This window comes from Chitinophaga sp. RAB17, from assembly GCF_052114225.1.
GTDB lineage: Bacteria > Bacteroidota > Bacteroidia > Chitinophagales > Chitinophagaceae > Chitinophaga.
Genome location: NZ_JBFREI010000005.1, coordinates 172,546 through 187,133, shown reverse-complemented (window position 1 = coordinate 187,133; position 14,588 = coordinate 172,546). Strand labels below are relative to the sequence as shown.

Annotated in this window: 14 protein-coding genes; 7 read left to right on the top strand and 7 right to left on the bottom strand. The window is 46.7% G+C overall.

Features of this window, described 5'->3' with window-relative positions; translation table 11 throughout:
- Positions 1-64: 64 nt before the first annotated feature.
- Positions 65-448 (top strand): hypothetical protein, encoded by a 384-nt coding sequence (locus AB4Z08_RS18585; RefSeq protein WP_441575264.1) that lies wholly within the window; start codon positions 65-67, stop codon positions 446-448.
- Here the strand turns inward: AB4Z08_RS18585 and AB4Z08_RS18580 are convergent.
- Entirely contained in the window at positions 440-2,839 is a 2,400-nt protein-coding gene (locus tag AB4Z08_RS18580; protein ID WP_441575263.1) for an ABC transporter permease, read from the bottom strand. The two genes, AB4Z08_RS18585 and AB4Z08_RS18580, sit on opposite strands and share 9 nt — an antisense overlap.
- A gap of 138 nt (positions 2,840-2,977) precedes the next feature.
- Positions 2,978-3,844: an AraC family transcriptional regulator gene (locus AB4Z08_RS18575; protein ID WP_441575262.1), complete on the bottom strand. Its 867-nt coding sequence runs from the start codon at positions 3,842-3,844 to the stop codon at positions 2,978-2,980.
- 88 nt (positions 3,845-3,932) lie between these two features.
- On the opposite strand from AB4Z08_RS18575, the gene AB4Z08_RS18570 reads away from it, so the two are divergent.
- The 4 genes from AB4Z08_RS18570 (at position 3,933) to AB4Z08_RS18555 (ending at position 7,432) form a co-directional block, all read left to right on the top strand.
- Positions 3,933-5,354, top strand: a complete 1,422-nt coding sequence (locus AB4Z08_RS18570; protein WP_441575261.1) for an MFS transporter — start codon at positions 3,933-3,935, stop codon at positions 5,352-5,354.
- A 1-nt stretch (position 5,355) separates the two neighbouring features.
- A complete protein-coding gene (locus tag AB4Z08_RS18565) occupies positions 5,356-5,745 on the top strand; it encodes a hypothetical protein (RefSeq protein WP_441575260.1) in 390 nt (129 codons plus the stop codon).
- Between the two features lie 70 nt (positions 5,746-5,815).
- Positions 5,816-6,913, top strand: coding sequence for an AI-2E family transporter (locus tag AB4Z08_RS18560; protein WP_441575259.1), 1,098 nt, complete (start codon positions 5,816-5,818; stop codon positions 6,911-6,913).
- Between the two features lie 36 nt (positions 6,914-6,949).
- The gene (locus tag AB4Z08_RS18555) at positions 6,950-7,432 is read left to right on the top strand and encodes a hypothetical protein (RefSeq protein WP_441575258.1); all 483 of its coding nucleotides are present in this window, start codon (positions 6,950-6,952) and stop codon (positions 7,430-7,432) included.
- 64 nt (positions 7,433-7,496) lie between these two features.
- Here the strand turns inward: AB4Z08_RS18555 and AB4Z08_RS18550 are convergent, their stop codons facing one another.
- A complete protein-coding gene (locus AB4Z08_RS18550) occupies positions 7,497-7,865 on the bottom strand; it encodes a winged helix-turn-helix transcriptional regulator (RefSeq protein ID WP_441575257.1) in 369 nt (122 codons plus the stop codon).
- Positions 7,866-7,983: 118 nt separating this feature from the next.
- Between AB4Z08_RS18550 and AB4Z08_RS18545 the strand changes: the two genes are divergently transcribed.
- Positions 7,984-9,000 carry a zinc-dependent alcohol dehydrogenase family protein gene (locus AB4Z08_RS18545; protein WP_441575256.1) on the top strand — a complete coding sequence of 339 codons (1,017 nt, stop codon included), beginning with the start codon at positions 7,984-7,986 and terminating at the stop codon, positions 8,998-9,000.
- On the opposite strand, the gene AB4Z08_RS18540 is transcribed toward AB4Z08_RS18545, so the two are convergent.
- Positions 8,997-10,163 (bottom strand): BamA/TamA family outer membrane protein, encoded by a 1,167-nt coding sequence (locus AB4Z08_RS18540; protein ID WP_441575255.1) that lies wholly within the window; start codon positions 10,161-10,163, stop codon positions 8,997-8,999. The genes AB4Z08_RS18545 and AB4Z08_RS18540 overlap by 4 nt on opposite strands.
- Before the next feature lie 98 nt (positions 10,164-10,261).
- Positions 10,262-12,688, bottom strand: a complete 2,427-nt coding sequence (locus AB4Z08_RS18535; protein WP_441575254.1) for an ABC transporter permease — start codon at positions 12,686-12,688, stop codon at positions 10,262-10,264.
- Between the two features lie 213 nt (positions 12,689-12,901).
- On the opposite strand from AB4Z08_RS18535, the gene AB4Z08_RS18530 reads away from it, so the two are divergent.
- The gene (locus tag AB4Z08_RS18530) at positions 12,902-13,420 is read left to right on the top strand and encodes a GNAT family N-acetyltransferase (protein WP_441575253.1); all 519 of its coding nucleotides are present in this window, start codon (positions 12,902-12,904) and stop codon (positions 13,418-13,420) included.
- On the opposite strand, the gene AB4Z08_RS18525 is transcribed toward AB4Z08_RS18530, so the two are convergent.
- The gene (locus tag AB4Z08_RS18525; protein ID WP_441575252.1) at positions 13,409-13,741 is read right to left on the bottom strand and encodes a hypothetical protein; all 333 of its coding nucleotides are present in this window, start codon (positions 13,739-13,741) and stop codon (positions 13,409-13,411) included. The genes AB4Z08_RS18530 and AB4Z08_RS18525 overlap by 12 nt on opposite strands.
- The gene (locus AB4Z08_RS18520) at positions 13,738-14,583 is read right to left on the bottom strand and encodes a DUF899 domain-containing protein (protein ID WP_441575251.1); all 846 of its coding nucleotides are present in this window, start codon (positions 14,581-14,583) and stop codon (positions 13,738-13,740) included. Before AB4Z08_RS18520 ends, AB4Z08_RS18525 begins: the two co-directional genes overlap by 4 nt.
- Between the last annotated feature and the right edge of the window lie 5 nt (positions 14,584-14,588).

The window sequence follows — 14,588 nt, the reverse complement described above, 5'->3', positions numbered from 1 at the left end:
TGACGGCCGGCCTTTCAAGGCCGGCTTATTCTTTTTTTTACTAACTTCCCGGGCAAAAAGAGAGATGCCGACCTCTATCCTCGATACGACCAAAGATCCTGCTGTAAAAGCATTCATTGCAGGAAAAACGCCAGCTACGTTGGCATTGTTACATCACTTTGTAGCACAGTATGAAAAACTGGATCAGGTTTATCTGTATCCTACCAAATCTATGTTGGGAATCGGCATAGATGACCGGCGTGTGGCCTGGGTAACGCAGCTGGGAAAGAGTTTTGTACATATCGTTTTCCCGTTTAAAAAAGCGTATACAGATAATCTGTGCTTCCAGAAAATAGCACCCGTACCGGGAGATGCCCACCAGTTTAACCATCATTTCCGGATGTTACTGCCGGAAGATGTGAATGAAGAAGTAGTGAAGTTTATGCGTTTGTCGCTAACATCAATCTGACTTCAACGATTTAACAGGATTGGCCATCGCGGCTTTGATAGATTGTATGCTCACGGTGAGAAGGGCAATACACATGGTGAGTAATCCCGAGATGGCAAACATCCACCACTGTATTTGTATGCGGTAGGCATAGTCCTGCAGCCAGCGGTTCATGATATACCAGGTGAGCGGTGTGGCGATGAGAATGGCGATAGCAACCAGTTTAACAAAATCTTTCGATAACAGGTTTACAATGCTACCTACAGATGCGCCCAGCACTTTGCGGATACCTATCTCCTTGCTGCGTTTGGTGATGTTGTAAGCAGTAAGTCCCAATATACCTAAGCAGGTAATGAACAGGGTGAAGAAGGAAAATATTTCCACGATCTTACCAAATTGCTGATCGGCTTTGTATTGCTCATCAAATAATTCATTGAAGAAATGATATTCAAACGGATATTCGGGATACTGTTCCTGCCAGAGCAACTGCATTTTGGCCAATGTCTGCTTAATGTTCCCGGTATTTAATTTAGCGGCATAGAAGGTACCTCCATTGTTGCGGTACCAGTGTATCATAGGGAGGATGGCGCCTTTTAACGATTGTTGATGATAATCTTCCACTACGCCAATGATGGTGCTGTAGCCCAAACTGGTCCAGGACAATGTGAGTTTTTTCCCGATGGCGTCCTGGGGACTGCTGAAGCCGAACAAACGACAGGCTTCTCTGCTGAGAATCATTTCATCATAGTTGGGAACCCGCTTGAAATTATTTCCTGCCAGCATTTTTATATTCATTACCGGGAGAAAATTTTCATCTACTCCATAAGCATAGAAAGTATAATTAAGACCTTTGTCGGAACCCAGCTGGCTCACACCAGTAGTGGTGGAGAGGTCATGTAAACTGGCTCCCGGCATTGCCTCTGCGGCCGTAATGTTTTCTACCTGTGGTAGTTGTGATACATTGTTGAGGAAAGCTTTGCTTTGCTGGCGGCGGATAGAATCCATTATTTTCCCTTGTCCGCTTGGCGCTCTGAGTATCAATGTCTGATCAGTGCTCAGTCCCAGATCCTGACTCCGCATATAAGACAGTTGCCGGAAAACGATCAGCGAAGCGGACAATACAATTAAGGCAGCGGAGAATTGTCCCACTACCAGTATTCTTCTGAATAAAATACTACCGGATGAAGCAGTGAAGGATTTCCGGGTCACACTCACGGGTTTAACAGCGGACAACACCAGCGCCGGATACAGTCCGGATAACACACAGTTGAACACAAACAATGCGGCGGCGGTGAACCAGAAAAAGGAAGAATGGAAGAAATCTACTGTAATAGGCCGGCCTGTCAGCTGGACATATGCCGGCAGCAATACTTCTATCAGCACCAATGCCAGTGCCAGCGATAGCAAATTTATGAGCAGGGTTTCTGTCATGAATTGTTTCACCAGCGATATCCGGGAGGATCCCAGCGCTTTGCGCATACCGGTTTCTTTTGTTCTGTCGGCAGCCCGGGCGGTGGTAAGGTTTACGTAGTTAACTGAACCGACCAGTAATACCAGTACGGCAATCACCAGCATGAACTGCACTGTTTTCAGATCGCCGTTTTCTTCAGGTTCAAAAGATTTATGTGAGAGGAGGTGGATATCTTTCATAGGTTCCGCCTTGTATTTATCCATCCTCAGTTTTTCTTTGGAGAGTTGCAGCAGCTTTTTATTAAATGCGGCAAGATCAGCATGTGGTACCAGCTGCACATAAGTGTAATTATTATTGCCGTTCCAACCTTGCATGTCGATGCCCCGGCTGATTAAAGAAGTGAAGGATATCAGCAGGTCAAATTTTAAATGGGTATTGGAAGGTATATCTTTTATTACGCTGGTGATGGTATAAGTCCAGTCACCATCCTGCAATAATTTGCCCACTGCTGTTTCATGACCAAACATACGCCGGGCCAGTGATTGTGTGATGACGGCCTGCATAGGAGCAGTCAGTGCTGTAGTGGCATTGCCTTCTATAAAATCGTAATTGAAGACCGTGAACATAGAAGGGTCCACTGCATATGCATTATCTATCTTGAAAACTTTCCCATTGGATTTTACGGTTGGAATTTCTTCCATATGCTCTACCCGCACAAAGTCCACAACTTCCGGCATTTGTTTTTTGATGGTGGGGCCCAGCGCCGGATGGGTTTCACAATCAGTGGTTATATATTCATTCCCTTTGTAGTTGTCGAGTGTAATGCGGTAAAGGTCATCCGCCTTTTTGTAAAAATTTTCATAGCTATATTCAAATCTCACGTAGTTGACGATAAACAGGAACGCCGCCGTAGCCAGGGCCAGGCCCAGGATATTGATGACGGTGTAAAACTTGTCTTTCCTGAGATTACGCCAGGCGATTTTCAGATAGTTTTTGAACATGTTTACTTCGTTTAATTGGATAGCTTCCTGGTTACAAGAAAGCTGCCATTTAACAATGCCGCTGCCAACCTATGTTTGGAAGAAGACTGTTTCCCGGGAACGTCCGTTTTCGAACACTTTTGTCCGGTATCGGATTCCTTACACCACCTGCCGGTGTTGCTTCCGGTAGGCGCCCGGCGTTATGCCGCGGTATCTTTTAAAGATCCTTGAAAGATGGCTTTCATCGGTAAAGCTCATCTCTGCGGCTATTTCGTTGATACGCATATCGCTATGCAACAACCGGGTTTCAATTAATTTGAGTTTATAATCTATCAGGTATTCCTGTATGCTTTTACCATAGTTTTTTGAAAAATATTCACCGAGATAATTGACAGATATATTAAACGTTTGTGCGATTACCGGCATTTTCAATAATGCAGGCTGATGAATATATTGTTGCAGATAGCTGATGATTTTCATCACAGATGGCTTGCTGTTTTTTTGCACGGGATCGGCCGCTTCTGCCATCAATAGGTTGCGGGCAATGAGGTTAAACAGGATGGTAACAGATTGCCGGATGATGAGTAAATAACCGGTGCCTTGCTGTTGTTGTTCCCGTATCATACCTTCCATCAGCGCCAGTGCAAATACTTCATCATTTTTATCTCTGAATAAACAGCCTGCTTTTGCATGGTAGTTATGGAAGATGTATTCCGTTTTTTTCATCCAGTCACAATACTCTATTTGTTCCGCTTCATTTTTCAGTTGCAGTAGCGACCCTTCCGAAAAACGAATAGACACAAACCGGGTGCGGGTTTCCATGTAAAGTTTGTGTTTGTCTTCCGGAATCAGGAAAAATATTTTACCCTTATTATATTTATACGTATTGCCATTCACCCATTGTATGCCTTTTCCTTCCTGTATATATATCAGCTCAAAAAAATGACGGTTTCTCGGTGCATACAGAGATGTTTCTTTTTCCTGCAATAAGATCTCAATGGGTTGTCCCGGGTCTTTTGTTGGCATCCTGCAAAAGTACAGTACAAACCTCTCAGCGTACAATTTATTTTCCGGCGGTCTGGTCGTCCTTTGCACTTATAAATAAACAGAGGGTATGGATGCAATGTTAAGGGAAGTGCCGTTAACGCCGGCAGTGGAGGCTTATTCCCGGAGATGGCTGGCTTTAACGGTGTTGCTGATGGGCGCGTTTTTATCGCCATTGGATTTCTTTATTGTAAATGTAGCATTGCCGGCCATTAAAACAGGCTTACATGCCAGTGCCGGGCAACTGCAATTTGTGGTGGTGGCTTATGGGGCTACCTACGCGGTGCTGGTGGTAACGGGTGGGCGACTGGGAGACATTTACGGCAGAAAACGGATGTTTATCGCAGGTATGCTGTTGCTTACGATATCTTCCGCTGTATGTGGCGTGTCGTCCAATATTCACCTGCTGATAGCAGCGCGGACGGTACAAGGCCTGGCAGCGGCGGTGCTGGCGCCACAGGTACTGTCTTCTATCCGGATTATTTTTCCTCCAGCAGAACAGGCGAAGGCGATGGGTTTTTTCGGTGCTACGTTTGGTCTGGCATCTATTGCCGGGCAGCTGCTGGGAGGAGTGCTGATGCGTTTAAAACCATTTGGGCTTACCTGGGAATCGGTGTTTATGATCAATATACCGGTGGGGCTGCTCACCATATTACTGGCCTTTTTTGTATTGCCGGAAACACGCAATTCCAAACAGCCGGCACTGGATATTCCGGGGATGTTCCTGATTTCCGGGGTGCTGTTTCTGTTGATTTATCCGCTCATTGCCGGGAGAGAGGCCGGTTGGCCATGGTGGGTGTTTGTTGCCATGGGCATGGCAGTGCCGGTGTTGTGGCTATTTATACGCGCCGAAAAAAGAGCGGTGTCGCGGCATAAAGATCCGTTGGTAGACCTGGCATTATTCCGCGATAAACACTTTGTGACCGGGTTGGGAGTCATTTTTTTATTTAATGCTACTGCCGCTTTTTTCATGGTGTACCCGGTATATCTGCAGAATGGGTTGCAATACGATGTACTGAGGGCGGGCATGGCGGTATTACCGTATGCTGCCGGATTCTTCCTCGGGCCGTTTAGCAGTCCGTTGCTGGCGCGGCGCCTGGGCAACGCTATTGTACTATTGGCGCTGGCCTTACTGGCATTGGGTTTTGGGATGATTATCGTAGGCATCTCTCTGCAGGCTGTACCTGGAATTTTATTGTATAGTGGGTTGTTGCTGGCGGGAGTGGGCCATGGCATTGTGTTGCCATCGCTGGTGCGTATAACCCTGGCGCCGGTAATGAAGGAGAAAGCTGGCATGGCGGCGGGTGTGGTCAGTACGGCGATACAAATGGGCAGCGCAGTAGGCGTTGCCGTTATAGGGACTGTATTTTTCAGTGTGCTGGGTAGCGGCGGTTCTTTCAGAGCTGCTTTTGTGGTGGCGCTGAGTTGCCTGACAGGTCTATATCTGCTGGCATTTGCATTAACACTTCGACTTAATAAAATAAAAATATAAAATGGATTTTAACACACGTGCACAACAGGAGATTCATGATTTTAATGATGCTATCAGCAAATGGTTCAGAGGCACTATTCCTGCTGATGCAGCCCATGAAGTATTACAACGCCTGCACCCGGACTTTACGATGGTAGCGCCGGATGGCAGTGTAAAAACGTACGCCGACCTGTCAGCATGGCTGCCATCAGTATATGGTAAGCGGCCGGATTTTGTGACGGCGGCCACAGAAGTAATCACCCGTTTTATAACGGACCAGGTGGTGGTGATCACCTACCGGGAAACGCAGGAAGCAACGGGCATTATTAACAACAGAATGTCCAGTGTATTATTTATTTCGGGAGAAGATAACTACATACAGTGGCGGCATTTGCAGGAAACCTGGATATAGTTGCCGGTTAACTAAATAAGGAATCTTATATTTATGAAGTAAGCCCATTCCTTGTTTAAAAAATCGTGGTATGAACAATCACCTCCGGCCAGCTTCGAGAAATATGATTGAGTCCATCCTGGTATTGTTACTATTGCTGGCGTTGCTGCTGGCACTCTACCAGGTATTGCATTTGTTTTTTGGGGTACTCACCTTTGCACTGATCTTCTCTGTTTCTTTCCATCCACTGTTTGAGAAGATGGTGCGTTGGTTTGGGGGCCGGAGGAAACTGGCGGCTACTATATACGCTATTGTGCTGGTGGCCATCATTGCTTTACCAGTTACATATATTATTGCGGAGATGAGCTCGCATATACGGGATTCGCTGCATTGGATAAAGGATGTACGGGAGAACGGATTGCCGCCATTACCGGCCTGGGTGGTGAATTTGCCTTATGTAGGAGCAGAAATCAGTACTTTCTGGCAGCACTTGCAGGAAAGCCCCAAGGAAACATTGAATACACATGAGCAGCCTGTGAGGATGGTGCTGAATCATGTGGTAAGCAGTGGAGCCGGTATTTTGGGAACGGCAGTACAACTGATCATTGGCATCATCATCTCTGCCTTTTTCCTGGTAGGTGGTGAAAAGGCAGTCAGGCCTATCCGGGCGGCAGCACAGCATCTATTGGGCCGTAAAGATGGCGCCGATCTGCTGAATGCTACCACGATGGCAGTGAAAGGGGTATCTATCGGAGTAATGGGTACTGCATTTATCACCGCCGTGGTAGCCTGGATAGGACTCACTATTGCGGGTATCCCATTCGCATTGGGACTGGCAGCGCTGATATTTTTCCTGGTGGTGATACAAATTGGACCACTCGTGGTTTGGGTGCCGCTGACCATCTGGATGGCCACACAGGGACATCCGGGTATGACCATTTTCCTGGCCATTTATGGCGCCGGCATCCTGATAGGAGAAGCTATCCTGAAACCCGTGCTGATAGCCAGAAGTGGCAAACTACCTTTCCTGGTACTGTTTATAGGGGTAATAGGTGGTGTGGCTGCCTGGGGCTTTACGGGCATGTTCAAAGGCGCCATTATTGTGGCGGTGTTTTATACTATTTTCAATTCCTGGCTGGAGCGTAAAGATGGTACAGAACGTAAAGAGACAGTGCATGCTGCAGAATAGATAGTAACTTCGCGGAAATCATCCGATCCATAAATTATGAAAGCTGCTACTATCAGCGAAATAAAAAAAGAACTGAATACACTGGCGCCGGCAGAACTGGCGGCCCTGTGCCTGCGACTGGCCAAATATAAAAACGATAATAAAGAGCTGCTTACCTATCTGATGTTTGAAGCACACAACGAACAGGGATATGTGGAATCTGTAAAAGCGGAGATAGATAACGGGTTTGCAGAAATGGCCGGCGATAAATTATACCATGCCAAAAAACGGTTGAGAAAAATACTGCGCATAACGAATAAGCATATACGCTATACCGGCTCCAAACAGGCGGAAGCAGAACTCCTGATCTATTTCTGTACTAAAATGAAACTGGCAGGTCTGTTATCTTCCTATAGTGTTCAATTAAATAACCTTTATGAGCAACAACTGAAAAAAATCGCGAAAGTGATTGCCGGGCAGCACGAAGACCTGCAATATGACTACCAGCAACAGTTAAAACGGCTGGCAGGGGAGGATTAAAACAAAATCAGGAAAATCATCAACATCAGTATAATCCTGGGGAAAGACAACATCCGCAGATTTCCTACTTCACAAGTGCCGGTGCATGTACCGCTTTATCCGATTTACCCCACTGCCACAACTGTTGAAACACCGTACGGAGAGATTCACCACGTTCCGTTAAACGATATTCTACTTTCAGCGTTGCCTCCTCATAAGGGATCCGATGCAGCAGCTCCCGCAGCTCCAGCTCCTTTAACTCCGCTGTCAGCATCCGCTCTGTAATAATAGGAATGGCTTTCTTGATTTCACCATACCGGCAAACACCGGAAAACAGCTGATGCAATATCATCGGTTTCCACCGCCCTTCAATGAGCGCCAGTGTATAAGAAATGGGGCAGGCAGCAATGATCTTCTGCCTGTTTTCAAAATTGGTAGATTGTACCTTTCTCATAGGGCACTTTTTATGTTTTCACCAGACCCGAACATTTTTGTTCGTTATTGTAAAAGTAAAGATACCAACGGACATTTGTATTCATATCCGTAATGGATATACGATAAAAAAAGTATTTATGAAAAGCTACCATGCAAACTTAGGCGCAGGATTATCCGGACTTACCCTGAAAGAACATCAGATACCAGCTCCTGGCCCCAACGAAGTGCTGATCCAGGTGAAAGCCAGCTCACTCAACTATCGTGAAATCATGATCCTGAAAGGATTTTATCCGCTGCCTGTAAGACCGGATGTGATCCCGCTATGCGATGGCGCCGGCGAAGTGGTGGGGATTGGCGATGTCGTTACCAGGGTGAAAATTGGTGATCGCGTCATGGGGCACGTGTTCCCCGACTGGGTGGATGGCCCTTTTGCTTTGGAATATGCTGCACAGCTGGGCGGATCGATGAACGGCATGTTAACCCAATATGCGGTGTTACCTGAAAATGCTGTCTTACAGATACCTCCACACTTATCTTATATAGAAGCAGCGGCATTGCCCTGTGCCGGCTTAACTGCCTGGAACGCACTTACAGGCGGTCGCGGACTGCTAGCTGGTGAAACAGTGCTGACACTGGGTTCCGGTGGCGTATCATTATTTGCATTACAACTGGCTAAGGCAGCAGGCGCCCGTGTTATAGCGACTACCTCCGGAGAAGAAAAAGCAGCAAAATTGAAAGCCCTCGGTGCAGATGAAGTTATTAATTATGTGACACAACCCGACTGGCACCTGGCAGTACGTGAGCTGACGGGTGGTCAGGGCGTAGATCATGTGGTAGAAGTAGGTGGTGCAGGTACCGCAGAAAAATCAATCCGCTCCGCAGCTATGAATGGAGAAGTAGCTATGATTGGCAGTGTGGCTAACGAACCTACATTATTTAACATTAACCTTATCCTGTACGGCATGGTAAACGTAAGACCAGTGGCCATCGGCAGTAAGGCGCAGTTTACAGAAATGGGCAAACTCATCACCGTAAATAAGGTAAAGCCGGTGATAGATCGTGTTTTCCATTTCAACGAAGCAGCAGAAGCATTTACTTACTATATGCAGGGCAAATACTTTGGCAAAGTGGTAATTGATCATACTGCGCTTTAGAATGCTTCGGCGAAATTAATATAGAAACCCTGCCAGCCACCAGGACCGAAGCCCATATCGAAACGAAGGTTCGTATTGTTTTTACTATCCACACGGATACGTAGACCGAGGCCGTAGGAAAGGTGGAAGCCATCGAGCGATAAGTCGCTGTAGCTGTTGGCTACGCGGCCGGTACCCGCCCAGGCAGTAGCGCCAAAAATGTTCCAGATAGGGGCGCGATATTCTACCTGGGCATCTACCAATACATTATCCCGGTAGGCGCCCATGTAGTAACCCCGCATTTTGTTGTCGCCGCCCATTTCTGCCAGCTCATAAAAAGGTACATCCCCGTCAGTATAAGTAGTGGTAGCCTGTAAGGCGATCACATGTTTCAGCCAGGGATTGAAATATTTACGCAGATCTATATCGAGTCGGGTAAACTGGTAGGCGCTTCCCAGGAAGGCCGGATGAAACAGTACAGTGCCGATAGCATACGCCCCTTTTGAAGGATTGTAGCGGTTATCCCGGCTGTCGTAGGCCGTAGAAAGACCAACACCTACTGTCAGCCCACCTTTCAACCCAGGTACATTGTCCCGGATCAGGAAGCTGTTGCTATCAGGTTGTATGCTGAAGTAATCCGATACTGTGACAGCAGCCCCGGCATAAAAGTTTTTAAACCATTGCTGCAACGCCGTGGCAGAGAACTGGAAACGGCTGTATTGTACTTCTTCGAAAACGTTTTTGGAGATATCATTGCCAATACCGTAAATAAATTCCGGTTGCTTTTTGTAATTGATATAGCCCATGATCACATACTTGTTTTCCTTCAGCACCATTTCGGTAGAAACAGAAGCATTGATGCGGCCATTGGTGGATACGGTAAAGACTTCCGATAACTTGGAAGGTTTTGAGATCGTATCTTTTTTAGAAAAATGTAGCAGGTTATATTTTGCCAGCCCGAAAATATGCCCTGCTTCTGTTGTATAGGAGTAAAGTGGCACCGGGATGATTTTAAAAAGGGCTTCTGCCTTTTTATTGAAGCGATCAAATTTTGAAGGTTCCTTCGCGCGGGTGGTGTCTGTTGTGTGCGTGCTGTCTGTTTGAGCCCGGGAAGGGAAATAGATACAGATCAACAACAGGATGAGCAGGAAGGGGCGATATGGATATTTTGGAGTATAGATCACGTTCAGAAATTTAAAAGACCATCGGTTGGTTCGCCGATGGTCTTTCTATATTTCATTAAACATGCCGTTTATGCTTTTGTTTGGTGCAGTGTCAGAAACTATTCTGCACGCAGGCTTTTTACCGGATTCACCAGGGCCGCCCGGATAGCCTGAAAGCTTACCGTAATAAGGGCGATGAAGGCGGCGAGTAATCCCGCTCCTGCAAACATCCACCACTGAATGGTGATCCGGTAGGCGTATGCCGACAACCATTGGTTCATAGCATACCAGGCAATAGGTGTGGCAATGAGTAATGCAATCAACACCAGTTTGAGGAAATCACCGGACAATAATCTAACGATACCGGTTACACTGGCACCCAATGCTTTGCGGATACCAATCTCTTTTCTCCTTTGCTCTGCGCTGAAAGCGGCGAGCCCGAATAAGCCCAGGCAGGAAATCAATATAGCAATGAGGGTGAAGTAGTTAATGATACGGGAAAGGGTTATTTCCGTTTCGTACTGCTGTTGTACCGCTTCATCCAGGAACACATATTCAAAAGGTACATTGGGCAGAAAGCTTTTCCAGGTAGCCGATATTTTGCCCAGCAATGCTTTGTAATTCTTGCTGTTACTGTTGATGATAATATGGGAGAAGTCTGTAGGATCCGTATCATACATCAGCATGAATGGTCTTACATTATCGTGCAGGGAATTATAATTAAAATCTTTCATCACCCCTGCTATTTCAAAACTGACCGGGGTGCTTGCTTCTGCAGATTGAGAGAAGATGTGCTGCCCTGCTGCCGTTTCCGGTTTCAGTCCGAGCTGCCGCGCCATGGTTTCATTGATCAGTACACGGCCGGAGTCTGATGAACGGAAATCCCTGCCGGCAACGAGTGGTATGCTCATGGACTTAGAGAAATTTTCATCGGTAAGCATGAACTGCGTTTCCACTGCATCGTTCACGTTAGTGCCGGCTGCATATATATGGAGATCATTAAACACAAATTGGCTGGGGTAGTTGTTAGACATGCCCGCTGCTTTTATTTCCGGCAGCTGCCGCAATGCAGTAGTCAGGCCGGTCATCTTGCTTTTGGCATCCTGGGTATGGAAGCTGAGCACCAGCTGTTGATCTTTTTCAAAACCAAGGTCCCTGTTTTTAATATAGTTTAACTGGCTGTAGATGGTGATAATACCGGTGATGAGTACTATAGACAGCACAAACTGAAATACAACCAGCGAACGCCGGACGCCTGCAGCGGAAATATGGTTACTGAAATTCCCTTTCATCACCCTGATGCTGTTAAAAGCAGAAAGATAAAATGCAGGATAGCTGCCCGCGATAAGGCCTGTCACTAAAATCAGTGCAGCGATCATTGCCCAGAGGCGGTAATCGTTGAGTAAGTCCATGGTTACATTTGCCTGGGTAACCATATTCAGATACGGGAGTGCCAGTGCCAGCAAGGGCAATGCAATAAGTACCCCGATGGCCGATAACAGTAAGGATTCTCCCAGGAACTGCTGGATAAGATCATTTCTTTTGGCGCCCATGACTTTACGGATACTTACTTCTTTCGCTCTTTTGGAAGCACGGGCGGTAGATAGGTTCATGAAATTGATGCAGGCAATCACCTGTATCAGCACGGCGATCAGCAGCAGCAGGTATAGGAAACGGGTACTCACCGTTTTGCCAAGGCCCAGGTCATACGTAGTGCTGGTATGCACGTCCTGTATGGGTTGCAGGTGCAGCACTTTTTCCATGCCTATACTTTTTAATTGCTGTGCGCCATGCTGCTGCAGGAAAGCAGGCAGCTTTTTTTCCAGTGCTGCCGGATTGCTTTCCGGTGTCAGCTTTACATAAGATGACACAAAATTATTGCTGGCCCAGGAGTCGTTCCGAAGAATGAAATCACCTACACCACCGCTGTTCATAGAAAAGAACAGGTTGGCGTGGATATGTGATTTGCCAAGGCTTTCATCCACTACACCATCTACTTTAAAATCGTGTGTGCCACTGGTATTTTCTATCCGGATAATTTTACCGGTAGGGTCGGCACTGCCGAATAGTTTTTCCGCGATGGGCTGTAACAGCACCACGGAATAGGGACCAGACAAAGCGCTGGAGGGTTGTCCGTTGATAAAATGGTAAGTGAAGATATCGAAGAAGGTAGAATCTACATAGGCGCCCTGCGCCACATAGATAGCTTTATCCTGGTAATGCAGCAGCTGTGTGTTATCCGACATGGGAATGGAAATCCTGGTATACTGCTGTATTTCGCTGAAATCATTCTTTAATGCTGGTGCTATTGGGGGAGAAGTGGTGGCTGCGTTGTGCACATCGCCCGCTCTTTTTAAGGAGGAATTAACCCGGTAAATGTTTTCTGCCTGTTTATAATGCTGATCATAGCTGTACTGTTCCCGCACATACAGCAGCATATATAAACAACATACGGTGCCGGTAGCCAATCCGAAGATGTTAATGAAGCTAAAAGACCTGTTTTTCTGAAGAAAACGAAATGCAGTAAGGACGTAGCTTTTAAGCATATTAAATTTAGAGTATGATGAATTCACTAATGGAGATCGCCAACCTAATGCCAGAAATAGAGTGTTTAAAAATCAATGCATTATAATTTATCCAGGTAGGGAAATGTCCGTTTTTGCACAAATGGCGTTCAGTTCTGAGCAGGGGAATGAGGCATGATTTGTTCACTTCACCGGAAAATTATACTTTGTAAGGAGTCGTAATAAAATGTTTGCATGAAAGTTTTATTTGAAACGCCCCGGTTACAGTTGCGCACTTTTGCTGCCTCAGATGATGCCTTCGTCCTGGAGTTGCTGAATACGCCTAGCTGGCTGCAGTATATCGGCGACCGGCAGATCAGAACACTGGCAGATGCGCAACGGTATATTATGAATAACCTGTTGCGTTTGTATGCGGAGCAGGGCTATGGTGCGTGGGTAGTGGTGTTGAAAGAAACGGGAAAGCCTATTGGGATTTGTGGTCTGTTTAAGAGAAGATACCTGGAGCAACCCGATCTGGGATTTGCTTTTTTGCCGGAGGCAGAAGGCCAGGGATATGCATTTGAAGCAGCTACAGCTACACTGGCATATACGAAGCAGCAGTTGGAATTACCCCGCTTGTTTGCCATTACACAACCGGATAACCACCGGTCTGTACGGCTGCTGAAACGCTCTGGATTTACGTTACAGGGCACCATTCAACCACCCGGTGAGGTGGATGAACTGATGCTGTTTAATATTGAATTAGGACAATGATCGCCCTTGTTTGTGCCGTTTGTACACCGCCAGTACCTTGTTCAATACCAGGTAAACAAGTGATCCGATGCACAACACCACAAGTCCTGTCCGCAGCCAGGTAGCAGCGGTTACAGATAATCCGACACCAGTACCGATTGCCACATAAGCAGCCAGACAAATCGGGCACTTCGGCAGCAGGGCGAGGGTAATGCCCGGTAGTAACCATCGCACTGTTTTAACGATACGTTGCCGGAATGTCAGCGGACCTGTGGCCTGCGCAGCCGTTGTTTTGCGGTGATCGCTGCCCGTAGCGCCACCGCAGGAACAATTCGTTTTCATGATGCATGTTCTTCACTACAACAGGAACCTGGCGTTTTGTCTTCGTGATACCTGCCTGTATTATCTACATGTCCTTTCTCATCGTATTTGTCGTGATGGCGCACCCACGCGGTCAGATCGCCGTTTTCCCCTTTTTCATTACGACCCAGTGGTGCAATGTCCAGGTAGTTGTAAGTAGCCAACTGTAGTTCGCCGCCACGGCCATAGGTCGAATAAGTATGGTAGATATTGCCATCTTCGTCTTTGTAAAAAGAACTGATACCCTGCAGGTCTTCCAGGTGGGTCGGTAAGTTTTCCACGATACCATAGTTGTAATATACCTTTCCTTTTTCCAGGTCTTCTTTCCGGAAGGATACATGATAGTCGTAGTTGAAATCACTGCCGCCTGAAGACACCCACTTAAAATTCCAGCCCATACGTTTTTTAAAGGCTTCCAGCACCGGCAAAGGCGCTCTTGATATCACTGCGATAGAAACATCGTGGTGTTCCAGGTGTGGCAGCACACCGTTGATGGAATCTGCAGCAAAAGAGCAGCCTACACAACCTATTGTTTCATGGGGGCCAAACATAAAGTGCTGGATGATCAGCTGGCTGCGGCCGTCAAAGAGGTCGGACAGACTAACTTTACCTTCCGGACCATCAAAGACATAGTCTTTTTCTACCTTTTCCCAGGGGAGTTCCATACGTTGCCGGGTAAGCTCATCGCGGAGATGGGTATATTGTTTTTCTCTTTCCAGGAATTTTATTCTGGCCGCCTGCCATTCTTCGTGAGATACTACTTTAGGGGTGGGACGGGCCTCAACACTTTTATGTTTAAAACCAGTCGTTACGTTTGTACTCATGATTT

What these genes read in the sequence shown, in the direction of transcription:
- AB4Z08_RS18585 (WP_441575264.1), top strand. Translation starts at nt 65, where the DNA reads ATGCCGACCTCTATCCTCGATACGACCAAAGATCCTGCTGTAAAAGCA.
- AB4Z08_RS18580 (WP_441575263.1), bottom strand. Translation starts at nt 2,839, where the DNA reads ATGTTCAAAAACTATCTGAAAATCGCCTGGCGTAATCTCAGGAAAGAC.
- AB4Z08_RS18575 (WP_441575262.1), bottom strand. Translation starts at nt 3,844, where the DNA reads ATGCCAACAAAAGACCCGGGACAACCCATTGAGATCTTATTGCAGGAA.
- AB4Z08_RS18570 (WP_441575261.1), top strand. Translation starts at nt 3,933, where the DNA reads ATGGATGCAATGTTAAGGGAAGTGCCGTTAACGCCGGCAGTGGAGGCT.
- AB4Z08_RS18565 (WP_441575260.1), top strand. Translation starts at nt 5,356, where the DNA reads ATGGATTTTAACACACGTGCACAACAGGAGATTCATGATTTTAATGAT.
- AB4Z08_RS18560 (WP_441575259.1), top strand. Translation starts at nt 5,816, where the DNA reads ATGAACAATCACCTCCGGCCAGCTTCGAGAAATATGATTGAGTCCATC.
- AB4Z08_RS18555 (WP_441575258.1), top strand. Translation starts at nt 6,950, where the DNA reads ATGAAAGCTGCTACTATCAGCGAAATAAAAAAAGAACTGAATACACTG.
- AB4Z08_RS18550 (WP_441575257.1), bottom strand. Translation starts at nt 7,865, where the DNA reads ATGAGAAAGGTACAATCTACCAATTTTGAAAACAGGCAGAAGATCATT.
- AB4Z08_RS18545 (WP_441575256.1), top strand. Translation starts at nt 7,984, where the DNA reads ATGAAAAGCTACCATGCAAACTTAGGCGCAGGATTATCCGGACTTACC.
- AB4Z08_RS18535 (WP_441575254.1), bottom strand. Translation starts at nt 12,688, where the DNA reads ATGCTTAAAAGCTACGTCCTTACTGCATTTCGTTTTCTTCAGAAAAAC.
- AB4Z08_RS18530 (WP_441575253.1), top strand. Translation starts at nt 12,902, where the DNA reads ATGAAAGTTTTATTTGAAACGCCCCGGTTACAGTTGCGCACTTTTGCT.
- AB4Z08_RS18525 (WP_441575252.1), bottom strand. Translation starts at nt 13,741, where the DNA reads ATGAAAACGAATTGTTCCTGCGGTGGCGCTACGGGCAGCGATCACCGC.
- AB4Z08_RS18520 (WP_441575251.1), bottom strand. Translation starts at nt 14,583, where the DNA reads ATGAGTACAAACGTAACGACTGGTTTTAAACATAAAAGTGTTGAGGCC.